Source organism: Butyricicoccus sp. AF35-5AC, from assembly GCF_003477715.1.
GTDB lineage: Bacteria > Bacillota > Clostridia > Oscillospirales > Butyricicoccaceae > Agathobaculum > Agathobaculum butyriciproducens.
In genome coordinates this window covers 165,503-189,717 of record NZ_QUDX01000002.1, presented here as the reverse complement: position 1 = coordinate 189,717, position 24,215 = coordinate 165,503, and the positions used below count along the sequence as shown (strand labels likewise).

18 protein-coding genes are annotated in these 24,215 nt (G+C 54.6%); 5 read left to right on the top strand and 13 right to left on the bottom strand.

What is annotated here, in order from left to right; genetic code table 11:
• The first annotated feature begins 20 nt into the window (after nt 1-20).
• Together DWZ82_RS04335 and DWZ82_RS04330 are read left to right on the top strand one after the other, a co-directional pair.
• Nucleotides 21-1,043, top strand: coding sequence for a LacI family DNA-binding transcriptional regulator (locus DWZ82_RS04335; RefSeq protein ID WP_118479044.1), 1,023 nt, complete (start codon nt 21-23; stop codon nt 1,041-1,043).
• A gap of 140 nt (nt 1,044-1,183) precedes the next feature.
• Nucleotides 1,184-1,870: a PHP domain-containing protein gene (locus DWZ82_RS04330; RefSeq protein WP_118479042.1), complete on the top strand. Its 687-nt coding sequence runs from the start codon at nt 1,184-1,186 to the stop codon at nt 1,868-1,870.
• Nucleotides 1,871-2,371: 501 nt separating this feature from the next.
• Here the strand turns inward: DWZ82_RS04330 and DWZ82_RS04325 are convergent.
• From DWZ82_RS04325 to DWZ82_RS04285, 9 genes are all read right to left on the bottom strand, one after another.
• The gene (locus DWZ82_RS04325) at nt 2,372-5,509 is read right to left on the bottom strand and encodes an S-layer homology domain-containing protein (protein ID WP_118479040.1); all 3,138 of its coding nucleotides are present in this window, start codon (nt 5,507-5,509) and stop codon (nt 2,372-2,374) included.
• A gap of 296 nt (nt 5,510-5,805) precedes the next feature.
• Nucleotides 5,806-6,777 (bottom strand): transketolase family protein, encoded by a 972-nt coding sequence (locus DWZ82_RS04320; RefSeq protein WP_118479038.1) that lies wholly within the window; start codon nt 6,775-6,777, stop codon nt 5,806-5,808.
• 14 nt (nt 6,778-6,791) lie between these two features.
• Entirely contained in the window at nt 6,792-7,643 is an 852-nt protein-coding gene (locus DWZ82_RS04315) for a transketolase (protein WP_118479036.1), read from the bottom strand.
• A 191-nt stretch (nt 7,644-7,834) separates the two neighbouring features.
• Nucleotides 7,835-9,280, bottom strand: a complete 1,446-nt coding sequence (locus tag DWZ82_RS04310; protein ID WP_118479034.1) for a 4-hydroxyphenylacetate 3-hydroxylase family protein — start codon at nt 9,278-9,280, stop codon at nt 7,835-7,837.
• A gap of 290 nt (nt 9,281-9,570) precedes the next feature.
• Nucleotides 9,571-10,878 (bottom strand): acetyl-CoA hydrolase/transferase family protein, encoded by a 1,308-nt coding sequence (locus DWZ82_RS04305; protein ID WP_118360749.1) that lies wholly within the window; start codon nt 10,876-10,878, stop codon nt 9,571-9,573.
• Nucleotides 10,879-10,896: 18 nt separating this feature from the next.
• Nucleotides 10,897-12,018: a 4-hydroxybutyrate dehydrogenase gene (locus DWZ82_RS04300; RefSeq protein ID WP_118479032.1), complete on the bottom strand. Its 1,122-nt coding sequence runs from the start codon at nt 12,016-12,018 to the stop codon at nt 10,897-10,899.
• 14 nt (nt 12,019-12,032) lie between these two features.
• On the bottom strand, nt 12,033-12,824 hold the full coding sequence (locus DWZ82_RS04295) for a 5-deoxy-glucuronate isomerase (protein WP_118479030.1): 792 nt from the start codon (nt 12,822-12,824) through the stop codon (nt 12,033-12,035).
• A gap of 103 nt (nt 12,825-12,927) precedes the next feature.
• Nucleotides 12,928-14,880 carry a 3D-(3,5/4)-trihydroxycyclohexane-1,2-dione acylhydrolase (decyclizing) gene (gene iolD, locus DWZ82_RS04290; protein WP_118479028.1) on the bottom strand — a complete coding sequence of 651 codons (1,953 nt, stop codon included), beginning with the start codon at nt 14,878-14,880 and terminating at the stop codon, nt 12,928-12,930.
• An 862-nt stretch (nt 14,881-15,742) separates the two neighbouring features.
• Nucleotides 15,743-16,618: an AraC family transcriptional regulator gene (locus DWZ82_RS04285; protein ID WP_118479026.1), complete on the bottom strand. Its 876-nt coding sequence runs from the start codon at nt 16,616-16,618 to the stop codon at nt 15,743-15,745.
• A 317-nt stretch (nt 16,619-16,935) separates the two neighbouring features.
• Here DWZ82_RS04285 and iolG point away from each other — a divergent pair, with 317 nt between their 5' ends.
• The 3 genes from iolG (at nt 16,936) to DWZ82_RS04270 (ending at nt 20,296) form a co-directional block, all read left to right on the top strand.
• Entirely contained in the window at nt 16,936-17,955 is a 1,020-nt protein-coding gene (iolG, locus tag DWZ82_RS04280; RefSeq protein WP_118479024.1) for an inositol 2-dehydrogenase, read from the top strand.
• Nucleotides 17,956-18,063: 108 nt separating this feature from the next.
• Nucleotides 18,064-19,449 (top strand): MFS transporter, encoded by a 1,386-nt coding sequence (locus DWZ82_RS04275; RefSeq protein WP_118479022.1) that lies wholly within the window; start codon nt 18,064-18,066, stop codon nt 19,447-19,449.
• 13 nt (nt 19,450-19,462) lie between these two features.
• The gene (locus DWZ82_RS04270) at nt 19,463-20,296 is read left to right on the top strand and encodes a sugar phosphate isomerase/epimerase family protein (RefSeq protein WP_243022881.1); all 834 of its coding nucleotides are present in this window, start codon (nt 19,463-19,465) and stop codon (nt 20,294-20,296) included.
• Nucleotides 20,297-20,535: 239 nt separating this feature from the next.
• Here the strand turns inward: DWZ82_RS04270 and DWZ82_RS04265 are convergent, their stop codons facing one another.
• The 4 genes from DWZ82_RS04265 to DWZ82_RS04250 form a co-directional block, all read right to left on the bottom strand.
• Nucleotides 20,536-20,943, bottom strand: a complete 408-nt coding sequence (locus tag DWZ82_RS04265) for a TRASH domain-containing protein (protein WP_118479020.1) — start codon at nt 20,941-20,943, stop codon at nt 20,536-20,538.
• 21 nt (nt 20,944-20,964) lie between these two features.
• Complete coding sequence (locus DWZ82_RS04260) at nt 20,965-21,609, bottom strand: L-fuculose-phosphate aldolase (protein WP_118479018.1); 645 nt, start codon at nt 21,607-21,609, stop codon at nt 20,965-20,967.
• 12 nt (nt 21,610-21,621) lie between these two features.
• Nucleotides 21,622-22,707, bottom strand: a complete 1,086-nt coding sequence (locus DWZ82_RS04255) for a 2-hydroxyacid dehydrogenase (protein ID WP_118479264.1) — start codon at nt 22,705-22,707, stop codon at nt 21,622-21,624.
• Between the two features lie 90 nt (nt 22,708-22,797).
• Nucleotides 22,798-24,210, bottom strand: coding sequence for a PTS galactitol transporter subunit IIC (locus tag DWZ82_RS04250; RefSeq protein WP_118479016.1), 1,413 nt, complete (start codon nt 24,208-24,210; stop codon nt 22,798-22,800).
• Between the last annotated feature and the right edge of the window lie 5 nt (nt 24,211-24,215).

Genomic DNA, 24,215 nt, shown 5'->3' with positions numbered 1-24,215 from the left:
ATGGGAAGGAAGCGGCATCTATGCGACAGCACATTACCATCAAAGATATCGCCCGCATTGCCGGTGTTTCGACTTCTACCGTCTCCCGCGCACTCAGCAATTCGCCTGAACTGAGCGAGCAAACCCGCCAGCGGATCCTGGAAATCTGCCGACGGGAGGGCTACCGTGTCAATGCACTCGCACGCAGTCTGATCTGCAATAAAACCAACGTCATCGGCCTGATCGTTCCCGAGGTGACCAATCCGTTCTATGCCGAACTCTCTCTCGGCATCGAAACGCACGCACGCAGCCTCGGCTACAACGTGATCCTGTGCAATGGGCAGAATGACACCAAAGTGACCGAAGATCTGTTCGGTTTCCTGATCAGTCATCAGGTTGACGGCATCATCCTTGCCAGCTCACAGCAGGATGCAGGAACCATGATCCAGAATTTCGCTCCCCGACTGCCTGCCGTTCTGCTCGGAACGCCGGCACTCGTCAGCGGCGATGAGGTCAACTCGGTCTGCATTGATAATCTGGCAGGCGGCCGTCTGGCAGCAGAGCATCTGCTGGAGCTTGGCCACCGTGACATTGTCTATCTGGGCAACCGCCCCAACAGCCTGACGCACCAGCTTCGTCTGCGCGGCTTTACCGAAACACTGGAAAAAGCAGGTATCACCCCGCAGGTCATCGACAATCCGCATGGTTGCTCCTCGATCGACATCGGCTGTGCACTCAGCCGGGAGCTGTTCGCAAACGGCTGTTCCGCCACTGCGATCTTCGCCTCGACCGATTCCATGGCGCTCGGCGTATTGCAGGCAGCAGACGAATACGGCATCTCTGTCCCCGATGATATTTCCCTGCTCGGCTTTGACAACATCATTTATTCCGCACTGCCAAAGATCGAGCTTTCCACCGTCGATCAGCGCAAGCAGCTTCTTGCAGAAGCCACCGTTGATCTGCTCACGCGCATCATTGATTCGGATGAGCAGGACGAGTTCACGCACCGCATGATCCGTCCGACACTGGTTTCGCGCAGCTCATGCCGCGCATCAAAAAAATAAATCCACAGCACTGCGCACCGACCGCCTTTCTCTCTTAACCCTTTTATCACACACAATACACCAACAGGTCAACCGCAGCGCTGCTGATTGAGAATGCCGCAGGATTCTGCGGCATTCTCATACACCAAAAGGAGGATCTTATGTACCGCATTGAAACCCATCTGCATACCACCTACATCTCCCGCTGCGGCTGGCTTGGCGCAGAGGCCATTATGAAGTATTATACCGCGTGCGGCTATGACGCGATCTGCGTCACCGACCACTACAACCGCGAATGCTTCGACTATGCCGAAATTGATCTGACCACCCCCGGCAGTAAAACGCAGGCCTTCCTGCAGGGCTATCACCGGCTGAAAAAAGTGTCCGAAAAATACAATATCCGCGTGTATGCGGGTGCTGAACTGCGTTTTGACGAATCGGACAACGATTACCTGCTGTACGGCTTTCACGATGCCCTGCTGGCCGATCCGGATCGCGTCATGCGCGAGGGTCTGGCGGCCTTTGCCCCGCAATACCGCGCAGACGGCGCACTGCTCGTGCAGGCACACCCGTTCCGCCAAAAATGCACCCCCGCTCCGGCGGAATATCTGGACGGCGTCGAGGTGCTCAACCTCAACCCCCGCCATGACAGCCATAACGATCTTGCGCTGGCCTATGCCAAGGAGCATCATCTCATCATGACGGCCGGCTCGGACTGCCACCGTCCCGGCGATCAGGGTACGACCGGTATTCTGTCCGACACCCTCCCCGAAGACAGCTTCGGTCTTGCAGATCTGCTGCGTTCGGGCAACTATACCATCATCCGTCCCGAATGCACCGAGGATTGAGACAAAACGATACCATGTAAAAGCTGCTGTTGCCCCAACGCAACAGCAGCTTTTTTGTCGTACATCACGCTTTATCCCCGGTGCACCGCAAACGTTTTCCGTTTGTATTTCACCTTTTATTCTTCTTGTTTCATGCAGTTTGCCTTTTCTATTGTTCATTCTGCATAAAAGTATTTTTATTTCATTGTATATTCCGTATACGTTTGCGCTTGTTTTGCACAAAGTAATCTGGTAGAATATCATCAGTAAAAAAAACAAGACTGAATTGAGGTAATTGTAATGCGTAAGAATTTTTCCAAGTTTCTGATGAACACCGCTATGTTTGAGTTGTCCTGCGATCCCGGCACCACTAAGCTGTTCACTGCACACCGCACCAGCCGCAAGTAAGCTGCTCCTCAGAAAACACAAACTCCGCAAGCGAAAACGCTTGCGGAGTTTTTTCTGTTCCGGGCAGCGACAGCCGCCGGCTGCGCCCCCGTTTATGGTTTATCTTTCAAAGGATCATGCTGCAATGCGCTGCATGATGGTCGCCATCTCCGCACGGGTGATGGTAGACTTCGGCGCAAATACCTTGCCCGGCTTGCCCTGCACCAGACCGGTCTTTGCACAGTAGGCTACGCCTGCTGCTGCCCAGTCGGCAATCGTGCTGCCGTCGGTAAACTGCTTGACGATGCTGCTGTCTGCCGCGGTATCCTCACCGCTCAGCTTGCGCTGACGGGTCAGAAGCGTTGCCGCCTCCTGACGGGTCACACTGCGGTCGGGCGAGAATTTGCCGCCGCCGACACCCTGCATGATACCGGTCTTTTCTGCCCATGCAATCGCGGTGCGAGCCTGATGCGTTACCGGAACATCGCTGAAGCTGTCAGTCAGCTTGGTCTTGGGCTGGCCTGCCAGATTGTACAGTGCCTGTGCGACCTGTGCGCGGGTCAGTGCCTTGCTCGCGCCGAACGTATACGCCTTATCGCCGGAGAGCAGACCGTTCTTGGTGACGTAATCCGCCGCCTTGTAGTACCATGCGTTCGCCGGAACGTCGGTATAATCGGTAACGGATTTGCCTTCGCGCAGGGTGTTGCGGATCTCGTAGCTGTCCACTGCCTTGAAGCTGTTCCAGTTGTCCGCATCCTGCTTCTGGTAAGCGGTGCCCTTGATGGAATCCTCGCTGAACTCGATGATAGAGAATACCTGCTTATCCTCTTCATCGACGTAGAAGTCGGTGGAGTAGTCCGAACGAGCCGGAATGTACTCGTAGAACTTGTTGCCGACCGTGCCGCCGGTCAGATAGGTCGTGCCGTCGCCGGTGTTGACTTTGATGTCGTTCTTCACGGTAGAACGGATATAGATATGGTCATGGCCGTTGAGGAACAGGTCAACGCCCATGGCGTCGAGCGAATACTCGCTGTCGTTGATGTAATAGTCGCGTACATCCAGCGGATCGTGGTTGGAGGTATACGGGCCTGCGTGCGTCATAACGATGCGCCATTTCTTGTCGGAAGCATCCAGCACGCTCTTGCACCACTGCAGCTCTTTCTTCATGATCTCTGCCTTCTGATCCGCCGGAGTGACTTCGCCGTTCAGGATAACGAAGATAGCATCGCCATATTCGAAGTAGCCCATCGTGCGGTCAAACTGCGGATAGCCGGTCTTTGCGCCCGACATATTGAAGCGCTGTGCGAACGATACGAAATTCCAGTCGCCCTTCATCTCGTGGTTGCCTGCAACGGTAACGGTCGGATACTTGGCATAGTAATCGCCCATAACTTCAAAGCATGCCTCCCATTCGGTGGACTTATAGCCGTTCTGGGTGGTGTCGCCTGCGGAGATCATCAGATCCGGTTTCGGACAGATCTTGAGTGCCTGGTCGATGGAGTCCTTGAAGCTCATGTAGTTTTCAACAGATTCCGACTGCGGGTCCGAGTAGAAAATCACCTTAAAGCTCTTATCCTCTGCGGACTTCGGTGCGGTGAACGACTTTTCCTCGCTCATGAAGCTGCCGCCGTCGCCTACGCGGTATACATACTCGGCAGACGGTTTCAGACCGGTGATTTCCACACGATGTGCGGCTTTTTCCTTATAGCCTGCGGTTACGGATTCTACATAAGAGGTGCCGGACTTGCTCTCCCACTTGGAAGTGCCCTTGACCTTGTACTGGATAACGGTCTTGGTGACAGCGGGGTCAGTCAGCCAGCTGAAGCGCAGGCCGCCCTGTTTGGTATCCGGTGTAATGGTGATCTGATCGGGTTCTCCCTTTACCTTGCCGTCATCAATATTCAGCACGATCGGCTCGGACTTGGTGTACGGCTTGGTTACGGTTTCCTTGTTGGTCTTAACCTCGATATAGTAGAACATATCGCCGGTCTTATCAGTCGGCAGAGAAGCGGTGTAGGTGCCATTCGATTCCTTCATGGCAACAGCGGTATCGACCTTGGAAGAATCATAGCCGTAGTACAGTGTCGCGCTCTGTACCTTGTCGCTGGTGACGATGCGGGCAGAGACCTCGGCCTTGCCTTTATGCGGTGCGGTGTTCAGCGCGCGGGAGATGATGCGCGTGCCGCTGACGGTGTAATCCACTGCCGGGAAGATAGAGGCATCATAGCCGCGCAGAACAGGCTGCTTGCCGGAGGCACTCCAGTCCCAAACCTTGCTCATATCCCAGCCGAGTGCTTCATAGGTGGACTTATCCTGCATTTTTGCGGCGGAAACATCCTCCCACTTAATCGGCTGCTCGGTCGGCTCGTTGCCGGACAGCAGCGTGCCCTCCCATGCAATATTGCCGGTGATGTTGGTAGCTGCCTCGTCGTCGAGCTGACCGACGATCTTATCCACGTCCGCAACGCCGTTGATAACGGTCTGTGCAGAAACGCTGTCCTTGAGCGTTTCACCGGCGTTGAACGAGCCTGCAATACCGCCCGCATGACCTACCGTGCCGCTCTTTGCGATGGTATCGACCGTACCAGCTGCAAAGCAGCGTGCCAGATAGCCGCCGCCGTCCTGAATGCCGGCAACGCCGCCCGCATCATACGGAGCGGAAACGTCTGCGTTGACGTAGCAGTCCTCAACATGACCGACGATCGGGCCTTCGCCCTCCTTCAGCTTGCCGCAGATACCGCCTGCGGTGTGCGAGTTGGACAGATCCAGGCACTTAACCTCACCGGTGACAACACAGCCGGTAATCGTACCGTAGTTGACGCCTGCCAGCGCGCCGACGTTCTGCTGACCGGTAACGTAGCAGTCGAGCAGCGCAACATCCTTGATATACGCCTGATCGTCCTGATTGCCGACATAGCCGAACAGACCGGCATATTTCTTTTCATATTCTACGCGCAGTCCCTTGATCGCATGGAACTGACCGTCAAATGTGCCGGTAAAGCCCTGATCCTTTTTGGAAGCAATCGGCTTAAATCCTTTGACGCCGGTCATATCAATATCGGCAGTCAAAACATAATGTCCATCGCGGGGAGCGCCGTCCCTCCAGCTGCCGGACAGATAGAGCAGCTGGTCCGGGGTAGAGATTTCATAGCAGCCTGTTGCCTTATTATATACCGGCGGCTTTCCCTTGTCGCTGGCAGCAAAGGCTCCCGTCGGGAGCATCGTCAAAGCCATTGCAGCAGACAGTGCCAAACTGAGTATGCGTTTTTTCATGTATCTCGGACCCTCTTTCTTAAAATTTTGTTTCTTTCTCGATTCTGCAGCGAAATCTCATTCCTCCTCCCCGTGCAACAGATTCGTGTGGTCATGCATTCCGTTTTCTTTCTCGCAAACGTTTGCGTAACTTGTACTTATAATTCTATCCCTGTTCCGTCAGAAAAGCAATCTCACTTCTCACCAATCTTTTCAAGCAAAAATTATGCATTTCTTCCTCAACGCGTGTCCGCTGCTTCGCGCAGAAAAGCTCCCGCCGGAACCGATCAACCGTTCCAACGGGAGCTTTTCTGTAATTATCCCTGCTTGCGGGCAATGGCACGCAGAGCTGCCGCCGCAATATCCTCTGCAGTGAGGTTATACTGCTGCATAAGGAAATCCTGCGGGCCTACCTGACCGAAGCGGTTCTGGATGCCGATGCGCTCCACCGGAACCGGATTCTTTGTGCTCGTCAGGTTGGTAATGGCAGAGCCGAGACCGGTGCCGACCTGATGGTTCTCCGCTGTGACGATGCAGCCGGTCTCTGCAGCCGCACGGAGCACCAGCTCCTCGTCAAGCGGCTTCCAGGTGTGCATGTCGATCACGCGAGCGGAAATACCCTTTGCTGCCAGCTGCTCCTCTGCCTTGAGTGCCTCGTCTACCAGAATGCCGGAGGCAATAATGGTTACGTCCTTGCCGTCGCGCAGCGTAACACCCTTGCCGATCTCAAAATCAGAGCCGTCCGCATACACGGTGGTGAAGCCCTTGCGGATCAGGCGCATGTAGGACGGACTGCCGCAGGCTGCCAGCTTCCTGGTCAGTGCCTTGGTCTGTGCAAAGTCGCACGAGTCGATAACGACCGCGTTCGGGATGTTCATGTACAGCGCACAGTCCTCAAACGGCATGTGGGTTGCGCCGTTGAACGCTGCGCAGACACCCGGGTCGGAACCGATCACATGCACCGGCAGTTCAGAGTAGCCTGCTGCCAGAAATGCCTGATCGAACATGCGGCGGGCAGCAAAGCAGCCGAACGAGTGCGCGAATACGGTCAGGCCGGTGGCGGCCATGCCGGAGGCAACGCCCATGGCGTTCTGCTCCGCGATGCCTGCGTTAAAGGTCTGGGCCGGGAACGCCTTCAGCAGCTTTCCGGTGTTGATGCAGCCCATCAGGTCGCAGTCAACGTGCATCAGCTTAGGGTTTTCCGCCATCATTTCGAGCATGGCTTCTACATAGCCGTCGCGGTTGGCGCGGCTGTCCTTTTCATGCTTGCCGATCAAAGTAAAACTCATTGTGTTCCCCTCCCTTACTTTTCGTTTTTCACTGCAGTCAGAGCGGCTTCGGATGCGGCGATCGCTTCATCCCACTGCTCCTTGGTCGGCTGAGAAGAATGTGCGCCGGACGGCTCGGCAAAGGTTGCGCCCTTGCCCTTTACGGTGTTCAAAATCAGGCAGGTCGGCTTGCCCTTGCACGCCTTCGCCTGCTCGAGCGCGTTATAGATCTGCTCAACATCGTTGCCGTCGGCTACGTCAATAACATTCCAGCCGAATGCGTCAAACTTGGCGCCGATACCCTTGCCGTGACTCATAACGTCGGCAACCGCGCCGTCCAGCTGGCGGCCGTTGTTGTCCACGAGACAAACGAGGTTATCCAGCTTGTAGTGCGCTGCAAACTGCGCGCCTTCCCAGATCTGGCCCTCGTCACACTCGCCGTCGCCTACGGCAACGTAAACACGGCTCGGACGATTCTGCGCACGATTGCCGAGCGCCGCGCCGATGGCTTCGCTCATGCCCTGACCGAGCGAACCGGTCGTCAGGTCAACGCCGATGGTCTTGCTGCGGTCGGTATGCGACGGGAAATTCGTGTTCGGCTGGTTGAGCGTGTACGCGCTCTCCATCGGGTAATATCCCTTGAGACCGAGCGTCGCATACATGACCGGGCCGCCGTGTCCCTTGGACAGAACGAACCAGTCGCGGTCCTCCCAGCGGGGATTCTTCGGGTCGATATGCATAACCTCGCCATACAGCACCGCCATAGCATCCGCCATCGACATCGAGCCGCCCACATGGCCGAAGCCGCGCGACGCGATCACCTTGAGCGTTTCCAGACGGATTTCCGCCGCAAACACACGCAGCTCGTGCAGTTTTTGCTTATCCATTGCTTTCCTCCTTGAAATTACGGTTTGCAGAACAAAACCCGCCCTTCCGCAATAAAAAGGACGGGTCTTGTTAGTTTTTATCGGTGATATTGCCGCTTTCGTATCGGTCTGCCGGTTAGACATACTCCATTTTGACATGGAACCGTCAGACCTTCCTTATGCAGCAGTTCTCACAGAATTTACTTTATGTTTTAGCCAATGCGCGCGATCTTCTTCGCCAGTTCCTTCTTCATTTCCATGTTGGACTGACGAGCGATCATAATGCGCTGTGCCTGCGGCGAGCCTGCGCCGTGCATGGACTCGGGCAGGTAGCCGACAGCAGCGGTGCCCATGGTCATGTTCTCGATCAGGCGCAGCAGACGCATACGGTCCTCGGTCGGGACAGAAGCCACACCCTTGAGGTACTTCTCGATGTAATCGTGGGTTGCCGGGTTGCGGTAATCTGCCTCGGACGGCTGAGTAACCATGATGCCGCCGGCCAGATCCTGTGCCAGACGAGCGATCTCATACGGGAAGCGGGTGACGTTCTGCTTGCAGACGTTCGCCAGAAGCAGATCAATGAGGTAGTTGCCGCTCTTGGTCTTGGTGCCCTGAGACGAGCACGCAATGCCGCAGCAGTACAGGGTTTCGTTCAGGTGGGTCATCTCGATCAGCTTATCCTTAACATGAGAAGCCTTTGCAGAGCCAGCCATCTCACCTGCCAGTGCGGTAGCGCCGATGAGCACATCGCCTACACCAACCTTGCAGCCGCCATAGGACTGACGGTGATAGCCTGCAAAGCGCTCTACCATCATGCCTGCAAACTGGGTCTCGCCGTTGAGGAAGATCATGTCGTTCGGAATGAACACGCGGTCGAAAATAACCAGAACCTCGTGACCGCCGTAAACCTTGTTGCCGACATCAATGTCGTTGTATTCCTCGGTCTTGCGCGTGTCGCAGGACTGGCGGCCCAGAATCAGGGTGATGCCTTCCGCATCGGTCGGACACGCGAAGGAAATCGCGTAGTCCTCGTCGCCTTCACGCATGGAAATGGTCGGCATGACGAGAACGTAGTGGCTGTTCAGATAGCCGGTTTGGTGCGCCTTCGCGCCGGTAACGTAAACACCGTCTGCCGTACGCTCTACAACGTGCAGGAACAGGTCGGGATCCGCCTGCTTGGACGGGGACAGTCCGCGGTCGCCCTTGACGTCGGTCATGGCGCCGTCAACACCCCAGTCGTTATTCTGTACATCGGTCCAGAACTTGACAAAATTCTCGTGGTACTTGGTGCCGCACGCTTCATCGGTCTCGAACGTAGTCGAATAAACCGCATTTGCTGCATCCATGCCGACACAGCGCTGGAAGCACGCTGCGGTCTTCTGACCGAGCAGACGCTGCATTTTTACCTTTTTAATGAGGTCGTCGGTGGACTGGTGCAGATGGGTAAAACGATTTACCTTTTTGCCGGTCAGATTGGACGTTGCCGTCATCAGATCTTCGTACTGCGGGTCCTCTGCCAGCTCGTACGTTGCCGCAAACGAGTTGAGCGACGGACGAACGATCGGGTTGTCCACTACGTTCTCGACCTTCTTGCCGAAGCTGTACAGATTGAGGTGCAGCTTTCGCAGGGATTCGATGTACTGGTCTTTTGTCATCATGATATCATCTTCCTTGTCCTTTTTCTTTTCAATAGGAAAAAGCGCCGATTCACCGATTTATATAACATATTTGAGGAGACATGAAGGGAATAGTCTTTGTAATGGAAAAGTTCGGTTTCTCGGCGCATATCCACAGAATTTATACGCCCATGAGCAGATGTGTGAGGTAAACACAGCAGCCGGAGAGCACGATCAGCAGCAGCAAAATCACATGAATATAGATGATTTGAAAACGCGAGAATGTCTTTTTCATCGTTATGACCTCCTGCTGTACGTTGAATTTTAATTGGTTACACCTTGAGTTTTTCACCGAAGCGCTTCTCGAATTCCTCGGCAAGTTCTTCTCGGAATTTCGGGTGTGCGATAGCAATCAGACGCTTTGCGCGCTCGCGGAGCGTTTGACCGCGAAGCTGCGCCACGCCGTACTCGGTGACAATGTAATTGACATCGCAGCGGCTGGTGGTAACCGGACCGCCGGTGGTGATGGTTGTAACAATCTTAGACGCAGACTCGTCCTTGGTGGTCGAGTGCAGCGCAATGATGGAGCGACCGCCCTTGGACAAGTTTGCGCCGCGCACAAAGTCCATCTGGCCGCCAATACCGGAAATCTGGCGCAGACCGATTGCCTCGGCGCAGACCTGACCCTGCAGATCCACCTCAACGCACGAGTTAATGGAAACCACGTTGTCGTTCTCCGCGATAACCGCCGGATTGTTGCAAACATCCACCGGAAGCATGTTGATAATTGGGTTGTTATCCACAAAATCATACAGCTTGCGCGTGCCCATCAGGAAGGTTACGCTCACCTTTCCGACGTCGCGCTGCTTGCGCTTACCGTTGATGTTTCCATTTTCAAGCAGCGGCAGCACGCCGTCCGAAATCATCTCGGTATGCAGACCAAGGTCGTGCTTGTCGCCGAGGAACGAGCAGACCGCATCCGGTACCGCACCGATGCCTAGCTGCAGGCAGTCACCATCACGCACGAGTTCAGCGATATATTTGCCGATTGCACGGTCTTCCTCACCGATTTTCGGCGGCGCGGACTCCGGCAGCGGCTCCCACGAGCACAGGAAGCCGTCAATCTCGGATACATGAACGAAGCTCTCGCCATAGGTGCGCGGCATGTTCGGGTTGACCTCGGCAATGACCGTTTTCGCGGATTTGACCGCCTGTGCGCCGTAGTCGCAGGACAGACCGAGCGATACATAGCCGCGCTCGTCCGGAGGCGAGCAGGTAAACGCAAAAACATCAACCGGCAGCGTGTTGTCGCGGAACATGCGCGGCACGTCCGAGAAAAACGCTGGGGTGTAGTCTGCACGGTTTTCCGCGATCGGCTTTCGGGCCGGACCGCCGACAAACAACGCGTTGTGGCGGAAATGACTTTCCATGCCCGGCTGCAGATACTCGCCCGAGCCAAGGTACACCATGTGTGCAACTTCCACGTTATGGAACTGCTCTGCCATTCGCGCCATTGTGCGCTGGAATACAATGGGTTCGCCAACTGCGTGACCGAACACAACGCGGTCGCCGTCATGGATCACACCAACCGCCTGCTCAGGCGTCATCGTGTGCTCTTTATAGTATGCTCTCCAATCCATTTCTCGTCCCTCCCGCGCTCAAAATGCCTTGCGGTAGATGTCGAGCAGGTCGTCCTCGGTCAGCTCCACATAGTTGTTGCCGAGCAGGCGCTGCTGGGTTTCGATGACATTCTTTGCAAAGACCGGCAGCTCATCAGCGGTTACCCCGTGTTCGTGCAGGGGATCCTTTTTCAGTACCTCGTCCATCAATTCGTACAGATTTTCGAGTGCAAATACCGGTTCAACATCCAGTTCTGCGCTCAGAAGTTCTTCCAGCTGATTCAACTTGCCGATGGGCTTCTTTTCCTGATACTTGCGCATTACGTCCGCGAACATCAGCTGATTTGCCTGACCGTGCGGAATGTGGTGTACGCCGCCGAGCGGATATGCCATCGCGTGAACAGCCGCACAGCCCGCGTGACCAAACGCGATGCCTGCATAGTTGGAGGCGCGCAGGAACTCAAGTGCATGCTTCTTCCACGCATCCTTGCCGCCGCTTGCTACCGCGTCCTTCCAGCAGGACAGGATCAGGTGCAGCGCCTTTTCGGAGAACAGCTCGCTCAGTGCGCAGGCGTTCGGAGAAAGGTAGCTTTCGACCGCGTGGACCATGGCGTCAATGGAAGAAGTTGCAAAAACCGGATACGGCAGGCTGAGCAGCATGCCCGGCACGAGCGCCGCTTCGTCCGCAAACATCGCCGGAGACACCAGACCAACCTTGACGCCCTTAGTTGTACGGTTGATGATGGAAATGTTGGTAACCTCAGAGCCGGTGCCACAGGTAGTCGGCACGATGATCAGCTCATGCTCCTTCTCGAGGTTTGCCATGCGGTCGTACAGATCATCCACACGGTCGGTGGACTTGGCAACGGTCAGCACCTTTGCGATGTCGATTACTGTGCCACCGCCGACCGCGATAATGCGGTCAAACTCCTTGCCGCGCAGGTCGTCGAGGATGGCGTCAACCATGACGTCGGTCGGCTCACCGCCGCCGAACTTTTCCTGAAAACAGGTGTGGCAGCCGAGATTCAGCGCCGCGATTGTCGGATTGTAAATATATTCATTTGTCAGAATCAGGTCTTTCGCGCCGAGGCTTAATTCCTTCGCCAGCGTGCGAAAATCGACGTATTCCGCAATAGAAGGTACGATTTTGAAGGCTTTCATGTTATTTCACCGCCTTAAATATCCGGAAAATACTTCGCGTCGGTCTTAGTTACCCACTCATACTCGGGCACAACGGTCGTCACGATGTTCTTGTCGTCCTGCAGGCGGATGCACCACAGGTAATACTCCGCGTAGCCGGGAGCCGCAGCCTGAGAATGGGTCACGTTTTCCGGCATGCCGGTCAGGTCGTTGTTCTTTACCTTAAAGGCATCGTCGCCATATTCTGCCAGACCATAGCCGTTTTCCGGCAGGAACTTGTAGTAGTACAGCTCCGGTTCAACGTGCTGATGCGGGGGATAAGAGGACCACTTTCCGGGGAAATGTACCACTTCACCGATAAAGAAGTTGGTTTCCGGGCAGTTGGAGCGGTCAAAGAAGGTGCGTACCAGACGGGTCGAGCACTCGTTCATCTGACCGGCGCCGCGCTCCTCATTCGCGCACAGGCAGTCCTCCGGACGCAGCAGACGAGCTGCGAAATCACGCTTGTTTTCCGTGCGGGAAACGGCGATTTCCACGTCGTTTTCGGCAGAAATTGTCACTTTGGTGTTCTGCGGAACGTGCAGCAGGATTGCACCCTCGTGGAACACGTCACGGCGGGTAACGGTCTCGGACTTGCCGTTCCACTCGAAGGTCACGCTGCCGCTCATCAGGTCGTAAACGACCTCCTGCGCGTAGTCGAAGTGCATCACGTCGCCCGCTGCCATCTTGACAACACCGAACTCCATGCCCATCATTTCCGGGTTCTCGACTGCGGAGACCATGCCGTTGTAGCCCTTATCGAAGGGGGCTTTGTGCGTATATTTCATAATTCTTGCTCCTCTTTTCTTTGCTCGATACCTTATTATATAAGATTATATAAGCGAAGCCGCCCGTCCGAAAACGGGCGGCTCATATTGAATCTGCGTTTAATTAGTACATGCGTGCTTCTGCCAGATGATCGTCGATGCGCTTGCGTGCAGCCTTTACCTCGTCAGACTTGGAGGTAGATGCCACACCGATGTGCCACCAGGACTCGTAGCCCTCAGCCATGGTCTTGGGCAGAACCTTTGCGTCGATGATGCAGGAAACACTTTCCTTCTTGGCGTCCTGAACGGCCTTGCGGAATTCGTCCGGGGTCTTGGCGTAGAACGCCTTCATGCCGAAGCCTTCACCGCTCTTGCCGAAGTCGGTGTAGCAGTAATCGCCGTCCAGTTTGCCGGTGGTCTCGTTGCGGTGACGCATTTCGGTCGCCAGAGAGCCAACGCCGTTGCCCATCTGCAGATTGTTGATGCAGCCGAACGCGCAGTTGTCGAATACAACAACGGTGATCTTTGCGTTCTCCTGCATTGCGGTCGGGATCTCGGAGTTGAGCATCATGAACGAGCCGTCACCGACCAGTGCATAAACTTCCTTATCCGGCTCAGCCAGCTTGGCGCCGAATGCACCTGCGATCTCATAGCCCATGCAGGATGCGCCGTATTCCATGTTGTAGGAGTTCGGTGCGTCGGTGACCCACAGACGCTCGAGGTCTGCCGGCAGCGAGCCTGCTGCTGCAACCACGATTGCGTCGTCGTCTGCCTCCTCGCGGAGAATGCCGACCGCGTTGGACTCAGTGATGGTGCCACCGATCTGGTCAACAAAATCGTTCATGATCTTTTCGGTCCAGCTGGGAACGCACGGCACGAACTTGCCTTCACCAAAGCCTTCGCCCTTGTACTGAACGCCCAGAACACGCAGACGCTCCTCTTCCCAAACCTTGCGGATATCCTGAATTTCGGTGGTGTAGCCGGACTTGTATCCATCTGCCTTGAGCTTTTCCATGATAGCCTCGAGCGTTACCTTTGCGTCACCGATGCAGCGGGTTGCATCCAGCTTTTCCGCGTGGAACTCGGAGGTGTTGATTGCCAGAACCTTAATATCCGGGTTGCGGAACAGCACCCACTTAGAGCCGGTTACGAAGTCATTGAAACGAGTGCCGACACCGATAACGAGGTCGCAGTCCTTGCACAGTGCGTTCGCCGCCAGACCGCCGGTTACGCCGATGCCGCCGACCGCCAGCTCGAAGGAATCCGGCAGGCAGGAGTGGCCGGCCTGTGTCTGAGAAACCGGAATGTTGAACGCCTTGCAGAAGTCCATTGCGGTCTGACCGGCCTCGGAGTAACGAACGCCGCCGCCTGCAATGAACATCGGCTTCTTGGAAGCCTTGATCATCTCAACTGCCTTCTCGATATCGTAGTCATCCGCTACGCGGCGTGCAACGTGATGTACGCGCTTCTGGAAGAAGTAATCCGGGAAGTCGAAGCTCTCACCCTGTACATCCTGCGGAAGCGAGATAACAGCGGTGCCGCAGTTTGCGGTGTCGGTCAGGACGCGCATTGCGTTGACCATCGCGCTCATCAGCTGCTCCGGACGAGAAATGCGGTCCCAGTACTTGGCAACCGGCTTGAAGCAGTCCGAAGCGGACATGGACAGGTCGTTCGGAACCTCGAGCTGCTGGAGAACCGGATCCGGCTGACGGGTTGCGAAGTAATCGGACGGGAACAGCAGCAGCGGGATGTTATTGATGGTAGCGGTCAGTGCTGCAGTTACCATGTTTGCTGCGCCGACGCCGATGGACGAGGTGCACGCGATGATCTTGCGGCGGTTGTGCTGCTTTGCGTAGCTGATGGCGGCGTGTGCCATGCCCTGCTCGTTGCGGCCCTGGTAAACTCTCAGGTGGCCCGGATCCTCCTCCAGTGCCTGACCGAGACCGACTACCATACCGTGACCGAAGATCGTGAACATGCCATCTACGAAGGGTTCCTCTTTGCCGTCCATCTCAATGTACTGCTGATTCAGGAACTTTACGATTGCCTGACCGACTGTCATTCTGGTTTTGCTCATTGTGTTTTCCTCCTCAAATGCTTTACTCTTTTTCCCTGCCGAGGCTCTTTCTTTTCGCTCCCGGCGGTGTTCTCTTTTGATGATTTAAGTTTAGCATTTGAGCGTTTGCTTTTCTTCTAACATCTTGAGAAATCGCCTTTTTTCTTATATTTTTACGTTACATACGAACATTTTCACATTTTATTATAGAATCCAGAACTTTTCTCTCCCCTACCGCATTGTTTTCCGTGTCTGCCGCTCCCGCCTGCGGCCTGCGTTTTGCACCTGTTTTTTTAATATCTCGCTATCGTGCGGAAAACGCGGCATACTGTCATTACAGAATTTCGCATTTTCCGTCCTAAACAACAAGCAAAAAAGCATATATCTCAATATTTTATAAAAATACGCAATCTTTCTCCCGCCTTTATTTTTCACTCACAGGCTGCATTTTCACCACTTTTTATAGGTTGTTGCTGCCGTTTTCCGCGTATGCTGACCGTCTGTGCCGGTCAAATTATAGATTCTTGCTCAACTCTATGAAATACAAGAAGTTAGAAGAAAAACCGCGTCCAAGGGACTACAATAGAATCATCAAAGGAAAGCCGAACGCAAACGGCGAAAGAACGGATAACGGAGGAATAAATATGTTATTCACCATTTTTCTGTAGTAGTTATCCTTGCAAACATGGTCATTACGCAGACCGCGCTGTATAAATAAGATAATTATGCTCCGGCAAACGATCATCACACACACTCTCTAATTTCACACACATCCCCATTTCACCGGCGCAGCCGCTCTCTCTCGGCTGCGCCATTCTTCTATTTGTAAGTAGATAGAAAAACACCGTGCCAAGCGTTACTGCTCTGCACGGTGTTTTCCGTTTTACGATTCCTCTTCTTCACTTTTTACTTTTTCGCTGTGCGTGATGCTCTGCTTGAACGACTGCCGGAACTTACCGGGCGGCGTGCCGGTGTACTTCTTAAACATGGTGTTGAAGTGACAGATACTGCTGAAGCCGAGTGTGTCCGCAATCTCGGCGATCGGGATGCCGGTATTCATCAGAAAACCCTGCGCCTCACCAATCCGGCGCTTCATCACATACTGCATAGGCGGCACGCCGAACTCCTGCTTAAACACATGCGCCAGATAATACTCGCTCACGCGCAGTCGCTCCGCCACCATACGCAGCGTGATCGGCTCACAGTGGTGTGCATCCAGATAGCGCCGCACGCGGTGCGCCAGCACAGACGGCATTTCACGCTGCTGCTCCTGCTGGTGGATACGACTGCGGAGCAGGGAATCGGTCAGATTCAGCATTGCCTCTGCCAGACTGCAGCACACGGCATGCAGGTTTCCCGCATCGGCGCTGAGCAGATACAGCAGGTGCATGGTCTCGCCTACCTGCCTGGCAAGCTGTCCGCACGATACGACCGGACACTCCCCTTCTGCGATCAGACAGTTGGGCGGCAGACCTTCTACATTGACATCGGTAATTGCGACGCTGTACGACCGGATCTGCCGCACCTGATCGGGTTCCTCGCCGTGCAGCACACCCTGATTACAGATAACAATGTCGCCCTCTCCAATCGGATAATACCGGTTATCCACCATGTACTGTCCTTGTCCGCTGCACACATAGAACAGCTCCAGACGGTTGTCGTGCATATGCGGAAGTATAGACTGCTGGTTGTTGTAATTGCGATCGATCGAAATGCAGTTGAAGAATGTTCCGCTCAGTTTACAAGGCTTGTTTCCCATGTATGCTCCCTCCCAAGAATCGCAAGATTACGAAAGCCTTCCCTCGATTTTCTTTCTTCCCCTCGGAAAATCCTGCTGTTTTTTCCACAAGAACACGATAACGCTCTCACGGACTTTGTTTGTATAATAATCACAAGAAAAGCGCAAATGATTCAAAAACAGCAGTTTATATCGTTGTTATATTCGATATTTTAACATTGTTTTTCTCTGTGCGCAATTATTATATCATAGAAGCACAGAAAAAAACTTCTAACATACTGCTTTTTGAGCAAACGCGTCAATTCAGGTTTCAGAGTAAAAAAGGAGTGCAAGAAAAAATGGCAAACAAGGTAAGAATCGGTCTGCTGGGTGCAGGCAGAATCGGCAAGCTGCACGGCGAAAATCTGGCACATGCAGTGCCGAACGCAGACCTCTACGCAGTGGCTGATCCGTTCATGAACGATGCGACCCGCGCATGGGCAGCGGACATGGGTATCGAGAAGTGCTACGATGATCCCGAGATGATCTTTGGCGATCCGACCATCGAGGCCGTGTTCATCTGCTCCTCCACCGCAACGCATGCAGACTTCATCATGCGCGCTGCGCAGACCGGCAAGCACATCTTCTGCGAGAAGCCGATCGACACCAAGCTGGCAAAGATCGAGGAAGCACTCGCTGCGGTGAAGAAGGCAGGCGTTAAGCTGCAGGTCGGCTTCGTGCGCCGCTTTGACCACAACCACAAGGCCGTCCGCGATACGGTCGCTTCCGGCAAGCTGGGCAAGCCCAATCTCATCAAGGTCACCTCCCGTGATCCCGATCACCAGCCGATGAGCTATATCAAGGTTTCCGGCGGTATCTTCATGGACATGACCATTCACGATTTCGACATGGTCCGCTATCTGGCAGGCAGCGAGGTTACCGAGGTTACCGCTTACGGTGCAGCGCTCTCCGGCGCCGGCTACGAGGAGTACGGCGACGTGGATACCGCAATCGTCATGCTGAAGTTTGAGAACGGCGCACTCGGCGTGATCGACAACTCCCGTGCCGCACACTACGGCTACGACCAGCGCACCGAGGTGCACTGCGACCAGGGCTGCGTGCAGGTTGCAAACGATCTGAACAACACCGCCATGATCTCCTCCGCCGCAGGCGTCGAGGTTGCAAAGCCGACCTGGTTCTTCCTCGAGCGCTACAACAACGCATTCATCGCAGAGGCAAAGGCGTTCACCGATGCCGTTCTGAACGACACCGACACGCTGGTTACCGGCTTTGACGGTCTGCAGCCGGTCAAGATCGCAATGGCAGCAAACCTGTCCATGAAGGAAGGCCGTCCGGTCAAGCTGAGCGAAATCGAGTAATTTATCCCCGCATATCACACGAAAAGAGAAGAAAAAGAGTTATTCGGCAAGCCGCCGCACTCGGCGGCGGCTTCCGTTTTTTGAGAAAAGAAAGAGGGGTTGCTCCTTATGAGTGAAAAGAACAACACTGCCTCCCTTGGCTGGGGAACCCGTATCTCCTATGGTTTAGGCGATACCGCCTGCAACATTGTGTTCGGTATGATCACCGCGCTGCTCACCCTGTTCTATACGGATTACTGCGGTATTCCGGTCGTTACCGTCGGTCTGGTCATGCTGATCTCGCGTATTTTTGATGGCTCGTCCGACGTTATCATGGGCATCATCGTAAGCAAGACCAAATCCAAATGGGGCAAGGCCCGTCCGTGGATCTTGTGGATGAGCGTACCGTATGTTCTGTGCGCGGTTGCGATGTTCTGTGTGCCGTACAGCAGCAGCACGACCGTTCAATTCTGGTACATTTTTGTTACTTATAACCTGTGCACCACCGTATGCTACACCGCAATCAACGTGCCCTACGGCACCCTGTCCACCATGATGACCCGCTCCTCGCACGAGCGCGACCTGCTGTCCGTTGTGCGTATGGCACTGTCTCCGATTGGCAAGATCATTGCCGTAACCTTCACCATGCCGGTCGTCAAGCTGTTCGGCAACGATCAGGCCGCCTGGATCAAGACCATGAGCATCTGGTGCGCCATCGCACTTGTTCTGCTTGTCATCTGCTTTGTCCGCTGCAAGGAAACCGTCAATTTCGAGGCCGCGCAGCAGGAGCAGCCCAAGGTTCCCGCTTCCCGTGCGCTGAAAGCCCTGCTGGGCAACCCGTATTTCTGGGCAACGCTCGTTCTGTGGACCGTCACCTGCGTACATACCACCATCATCGGCACCGATCTGCCGTATTACTGCAAATATGTTCTCGGCAACGATGAATGGTATTACAGCGTCATTTACACCTCCGAGATCGTCGCACTGATCGTTGGCGCGCTGCTGTGTCCAATACTGCTGCAGAAATTCAACAAGCGCAACCTGTCGCTCGCCGGCTGTATCGTAGTTGTTATCGCCCATGCACTCATTATGGTAAACCCGATGAGCTTCCGGTGGATTCTGGTAATGACCATCATCCGCTCGCTCGGTCAGGCTCCGCTGACCTCTCTGGTATTCGGCATGATGGGCGACGTTGTAGAGTACGGTCAGTGGAAGAGCCATCTGCGTCAGGAAAGCCTGATCTTCGGCGGCGGCTCGCTCGGCTTTAAGATCGGTACCGGCATCACCAGTGCGGTTATGACTGCCATGCTTGAAGGCGCAGGCTTCCTCAGCTCGGTTACCGGCGGTGCTATGCAGCCGACTTCCGCCCAGCAAATGATTTCCTCTATCTTTAAGTTCGGTCCGATTCTGGTCTGGATCGTTGCCATCATCGTCCTGCTGTTCTACAAGCTGGATAAGATTTACCCCACTATTATGAAGGAACTCACCGAGCGTGAAGCACGCGGTGAAATGTAAAGGAGACTGTCTTATGCTGAAACTCGGATATAACGAAGCAACCTGCAAGGAAAATTCCACGGTTGAAAACGACCTGCTGCTGTGTGAAAAGTACGGCTATGACTATATCGAGCTGCGTCTCGATATGCTGCAGGAGTATCTCAAGACCCACACCACAGACGATCTCAAGGCGTTTTTTGCAAAGAGCCATATCAAGCCGTTTGCATTCAACTCCATTGAAAACATCAACTTCTGCACGCCGGAGGAGTGGGAAAAGCTTGTAGAGCTGTTCACCTTCGGCTGCAAGGTGGCTCAGCAGATCGGCAATCCGTACATTATTGTTGTGCCGACTGTTACCAACGAGATCTGCACCAAGAACGAGAAGGAGATCTTCGACGACTCGGTGAAGGTGCTGAACGAACTCGCTGACATTGCTGAACCGTACGGCGTCAAGCTGTCCTTCGAGCCGATCGGTGACAAGAAATGGTGCGTCAACAGCGTTCGTCAGGCGCTTGAGATCGTAAACGCCGTCAACCGCGACAGTGTTGGTCTGACCGTGGACTGCATCAATGTTTACCTGCACGACAAGTGCGCGGATGTTGATTTCATCCGCAAAATTCCCAAGGAGAAGCTGTTCGTGTTCCACATCAACGACTGCGAGGACCTGCCGCTCGGCATCCTCGACCACTGCCACCGTCTGATGCCCGGTCTGGGTGCCATTCCGGTGCAGGAGGTTGCTGATGCGGTACAGGCAGTCGGCTACGACGGCCCTGCGTGCCTTGAGCTGTTCCGTCCGGAATACTGGAGAATGCCTGCTGAGGATGTGATCCGCATGGGCGCGGAAACCACCCGTCCGTTCCTCGGCTAATTTTCCCGAATCGCAGATCAAATTCCACATTCAATTTATTCTCTCTTATTTATATTCAAGTCTCCAAACAGAATACAAATATAATTTTCTCCACAAAAGGACGGAAGGTACTTGGACCCTTCCGTCCTTTTGCTTTCCATCACATCAGACAATCCTGCAAAACCCCAAAGGGCGCTCCTTTGAGCGCCCTTTGGGGTTTTGGAAAGACCTGACTTTCGCCAGACCGATCGCACTTGTCTTTACCGCAGCGTGAGCACCACCAGCACAACTGCCGACACGCTCAGCACAAGGCCGATAATGCGCGTCAGCCGCGTTACGCCGCGGATGCTCATCGCGTGAAAGCTCTCAAACGAGGTGACCGGATACGGAAACGCGATAAACGCCAGTCCCGCAACAAGCTGACCGGCATACGCACCGATCATGCGCAGCGGACTGTCACCGCCGAAAAATGCACTGATAACAAATCCGATGCCGCCCAGAAAGACCAGAAGATACAGCGCGGTCTTGAATCGCTTATCCAGCTTGATATACTGTTCGGTCTTTGCCGCACAATCCGCGCAGCACACCTCAAACGAGCGCGTGCGCACCTTTACCTTAGTCGGCTTTTCCGGCAGATCACCGCCGCAGTATACGCATTTTTCCTCCATAATGGTCCCCTCCTGCAAAATTTATTTCTGTCGGTAGGTCTGGAATGCCTCCAGCACCGAGCTGATCTGCTCGTCATTCAACAGCTTCGGCTCCTGACCGGCTGCCTTACAATTATAATAGAGCTGTGCGCAGAATTCGATCTGCTCGGACACATCCAGCGTGTAGCTGATATTGCCGCCGACGCACAGCAGACCGTGATTTCCGAGAATGCAGGCGTAATTATCGCCCATGCCGTCCAGCGCCGCCTGTGCCAGTTCATAAGTGCCGAACGGCACATACGGAATGCACGGCACCTCTCTGCCCGAATACGCCACCAGATAGTGCAGCGGCGGAATGCTCCAGCCGAGACACGCCAGTGTAGTAGCGTAGCGCGGATGCGTGTGCACGACCGACTTGATGCCCGGGCGCTTCTGGTAGAAAATACGGTGCATGTCCACCTCGGAAGATGGCTTGCGGTCGCCGTCCGCCTTTTCGCCGTCGAGCGTCATAACGACCACATCGCTTGCGTCGGTCTTAAAATAGTCCATGCCGCTCGGACTGATGGCAAACAGGTTCTCCTTTTCGTTGTAAATGCTCAGGTTGCCGAAGGTGCCTGCGGTCAGACCGCGCTTGAGCATTTCCTGTCCGTATACAACGATTTTCTCTCTTTCTTCCTGCAAAAGCATTGCGTTTCCTCCTTACTCCAGTGTGATGGACACATGATTTACCACTCGATCGGTCACTCCGTCAGCCAGGAACCGATCGACCTCACGCATAAGCAAAAACGGCGCCCGTGGGATCGCGTCTACCGTGGTGCCCGCAATGTGCGGTGTGAGCAGCACGTTGTCCATCTGCAGCAACGGATCGTCCACGGCGAGCGGCTCGCTGTCGTACACATCCAGCGCCGCGCCTGCCATGCAGCCCTGCTGCAGCGCCTCGACCAGTGCCGGCTGATCGACCAGACCGCCGCGCGCGGTGTTGATAAAGTACGCCGTTTTTTTCATGCGGGAAAAATACTGCATGCCGATCATATGCTCGGTATCCGGTGTCAGCCGCAGGTGCAGCGATACAATATCGCCCTGTTCAAACAGGGTTTCAAGTGAATCGACTAGCTTGATTGCACCGAGACCGGCCTTTTCCAGCTTTTCCGGACTGGTGTATGCGTCATACGCGATCACCGGCACGCCGAGTGCCAGCAGACGGCGCGCCAGCGCGCTGCCGACGTTGCCGATACCGGCCAGCGCCACTGTATGGCTGGAAAGCGTCATCAAATGGTCCGAGTTGTAAAAGCTCTTCATCCATACACCTTCGCGCATTTTGCGGTGCGATAGCGCGATATCGCGCGTCAGATCGAGCATCATGCCGAGGGCAAAGTCCGCGACCGGCTCTGCATTGCGGATAACGTTGAGCACCGGAATATTGCGCTCACTTGCAGCTGCAAGGTCAATGTGCTCCATGCCGCCGCGGCAGGTCAGGATGACCTTGAGGTTAGGCGCTTTCTCAATCAGCGCACGCGGCACCGGATTGAAATGCACGAGCAGAACCTCTGCCTCGCCGATCACCTCGTCCAGACCGTCCGCATACGGTACGGCTTCCGGACCGTTCCGCTCGAGTTTGAGCTGCCGCGAGGTGAATTCCTGCTTGTCGGAGCCGCCCCACATCAGCTTGGTGATCCTGCCGCAGCAGAGTGCGCTTTGCTGCACCGCCTGCTCCATCGTGTCCGGCGAAACAAAAGCATCACCGACCAGTACGATATTCTGCGGCTTTTGTATCAGTTCCTTCATCTTTTCCTCCTCTTCGGAATAAAACACCAGCCGGCTGCGCTGCATTTGTTTGCAGCAGCAGCCAGCTGTTTTCAGTTTAGAAGCAATCGCTTAGTATGCCGAGTAAGCAGCAGCAGCGTTCTCCAGATAGCCAACGAAACGCTCCTTGTTCTTCTTGAACAGGAAGTACAGCACGAAGTATGCAATGACAACCGCACCGATGATGATCGGATTCTGAGACCAGAATGCGTAGAACAGACCGGCGATCAGCGGATGGCACATAATACCGAAGCTGATGATGAATACGCCTTCCTGTGCCAGCTGGAAGCCTGCGTCAACAGCGACCTGCGTAAAGGTCGGCGCGAGAGCGGACGCAACAACCAGACCCAGAGAGAACCAGATCGCACCGGAAACAACGCTCTTTGCGATATTGCCGTTGGATACGCAAACAAATACCTCAACCATGTACGGCAGAGCGCACAGGTCAGCCATCTGCAGGATGGTGTTGCCCGGAAGAACAAATGCTACAACCAGCATGATCGGGATCAGCAGGATGCCGGTAACCAGTGTATTCGGCTCGCCGTAACCGCATGCATCGTTAACAGAAAGATACCACTCACGGCCTTCGCCGGACTTGGCAGCCTTGGACTTGTACGCATCAGTCAGAGTGGTAAATGCGCTTGCGAAGATACCGGCTACCTTCGGGAATACTGCCATGATCGCTGCGGTGGAAACGGCTGCAGAGGATACCGTACCCCAGGCCGTCAGCGCACCCTCGCCAACCAGAGCGTTGAAGTTGCCGATGATGCCGATCAGAGCGCCGACAACCAGACCGATGAACATAGGCTCGCCGAGGATGCCGAGCTTCTTCTGCAGGGTCTGTGCATTCAGCTTGATCTTGTCAAAGCCGATCTTGCCGAGGAACCAGTTCATGAATACCGCAAACGGCAGGCTCTCCAGATGATGAGGAGCGGTCATGCAGCAGTTATCGTAATCATAATAGGTAGACCAGCGCTTTGCGCAAGCCTCAGAGAACAGCAGGATGTAAAGCAGCTGAACGACCATCAGAGCCATGGAGAGCATCATGTTGTCGGTCAGAGCATACAGCATGGAACCCCAAACCATGAAGGAGTAGTTGTTCCACAGATCGGATGCCATAAATACGTTCGTCCACTTGGTGAAGAACAGCACAAGCTGCAGAATGATTGCAACGCCGATGAAGATCAGGCCGACCTTGGTCGAATATGCGATAACCGACGTGGACTGCCAGCCGGTATCGAGCGTCGGCAGATTTACGCCTGCGTTCGTAACCATCTGGTTAACAACCGGTGCGATAATCGCGGAATAGCTGTTGATAACGAGGTTGAAGCCCGTCAAGCCGACTGCACACAGCAGTGCCGTGTTAAATGCCTTCTTGCCGGTAACACCCATGCACTTTGCGATGATAAACAGAATAACCGGTACGAATACTGCAGCACCGAATGCACTGAACACATCACTTAATGTTTGAAAGAAACTTGCCATGCTTG

Coding starts and splice junctions, on each gene's coding strand:
- DWZ82_RS04260 (WP_118479018.1), bottom strand. CDS start 21,609: ATGCTTTTGCAGGAAGAAAGAGAGAAAATCGTTGTATACGGACAGGAA.
- DWZ82_RS04250 (WP_118479016.1), bottom strand. CDS start 24,210: ATGGCAAGTTTCTTTCAAACATTAAGTGATGTGTTCAGTGCATTCGGT.
- DWZ82_RS04315 (WP_118479036.1), bottom strand. CDS start 7,643: ATGGATAAGCAAAAACTGCACGAGCTGCGTGTGTTTGCGGCGGAAATC.
- DWZ82_RS04255 (WP_118479264.1), bottom strand. CDS start 22,707: ATGAAGGAACTGATACAAAAGCCGCAGAATATCGTACTGGTCGGTGAT.
- DWZ82_RS04295 (WP_118479030.1), bottom strand. CDS start 12,824: ATGAAATATACGCACAAAGCCCCCTTCGATAAGGGCTACAACGGCATG.
- DWZ82_RS04285 (WP_118479026.1), bottom strand. CDS start 16,618: ATGGGAAACAAGCCTTGTAAACTGAGCGGAACATTCTTCAACTGCATT.
- DWZ82_RS04270 (WP_243022881.1), top strand. CDS start 19,463: ATGCTGAAACTCGGATATAACGAAGCAACCTGCAAGGAAAATTCCACG.
- DWZ82_RS04330 (WP_118479042.1), top strand. CDS start 1,184: ATGTACCGCATTGAAACCCATCTGCATACCACCTACATCTCCCGCTGC.
- DWZ82_RS04335 (WP_118479044.1), top strand. CDS start 21: ATGCGACAGCACATTACCATCAAAGATATCGCCCGCATTGCCGGTGTT.
- DWZ82_RS04320 (WP_118479038.1), bottom strand. CDS start 6,777: ATGAGTTTTACTTTGATCGGCAAGCATGAAAAGGACAGCCGCGCCAAC.
- DWZ82_RS04325 (WP_118479040.1), bottom strand. CDS start 5,509: ATGAAAAAACGCATACTCAGTTTGGCACTGTCTGCTGCAATGGCTTTG.
- iolD (WP_118479028.1), bottom strand. CDS start 14,880: ATGAGCAAAACCAGAATGACAGTCGGTCAGGCAATCGTAAAGTTCCTG.
- iolG (WP_118479024.1), top strand. CDS start 16,936: ATGGCAAACAAGGTAAGAATCGGTCTGCTGGGTGCAGGCAGAATCGGC.
- DWZ82_RS04300 (WP_118479032.1), bottom strand. CDS start 12,018: ATGAAAGCCTTCAAAATCGTACCTTCTATTGCGGAATACGTCGATTTT.
- DWZ82_RS04310 (WP_118479034.1), bottom strand. CDS start 9,280: ATGATGACAAAAGACCAGTACATCGAATCCCTGCGAAAGCTGCACCTC.
- DWZ82_RS04265 (WP_118479020.1), bottom strand. CDS start 20,943: ATGGAGGAAAAATGCGTATACTGCGGCGGTGATCTGCCGGAAAAGCCG.
- DWZ82_RS04275 (WP_118479022.1), top strand. CDS start 18,064: ATGAGTGAAAAGAACAACACTGCCTCCCTTGGCTGGGGAACCCGTATC.
- DWZ82_RS04305 (WP_118360749.1), bottom strand. CDS start 10,878: ATGGATTGGAGAGCATACTATAAAGAGCACACGATGACGCCTGAGCAG.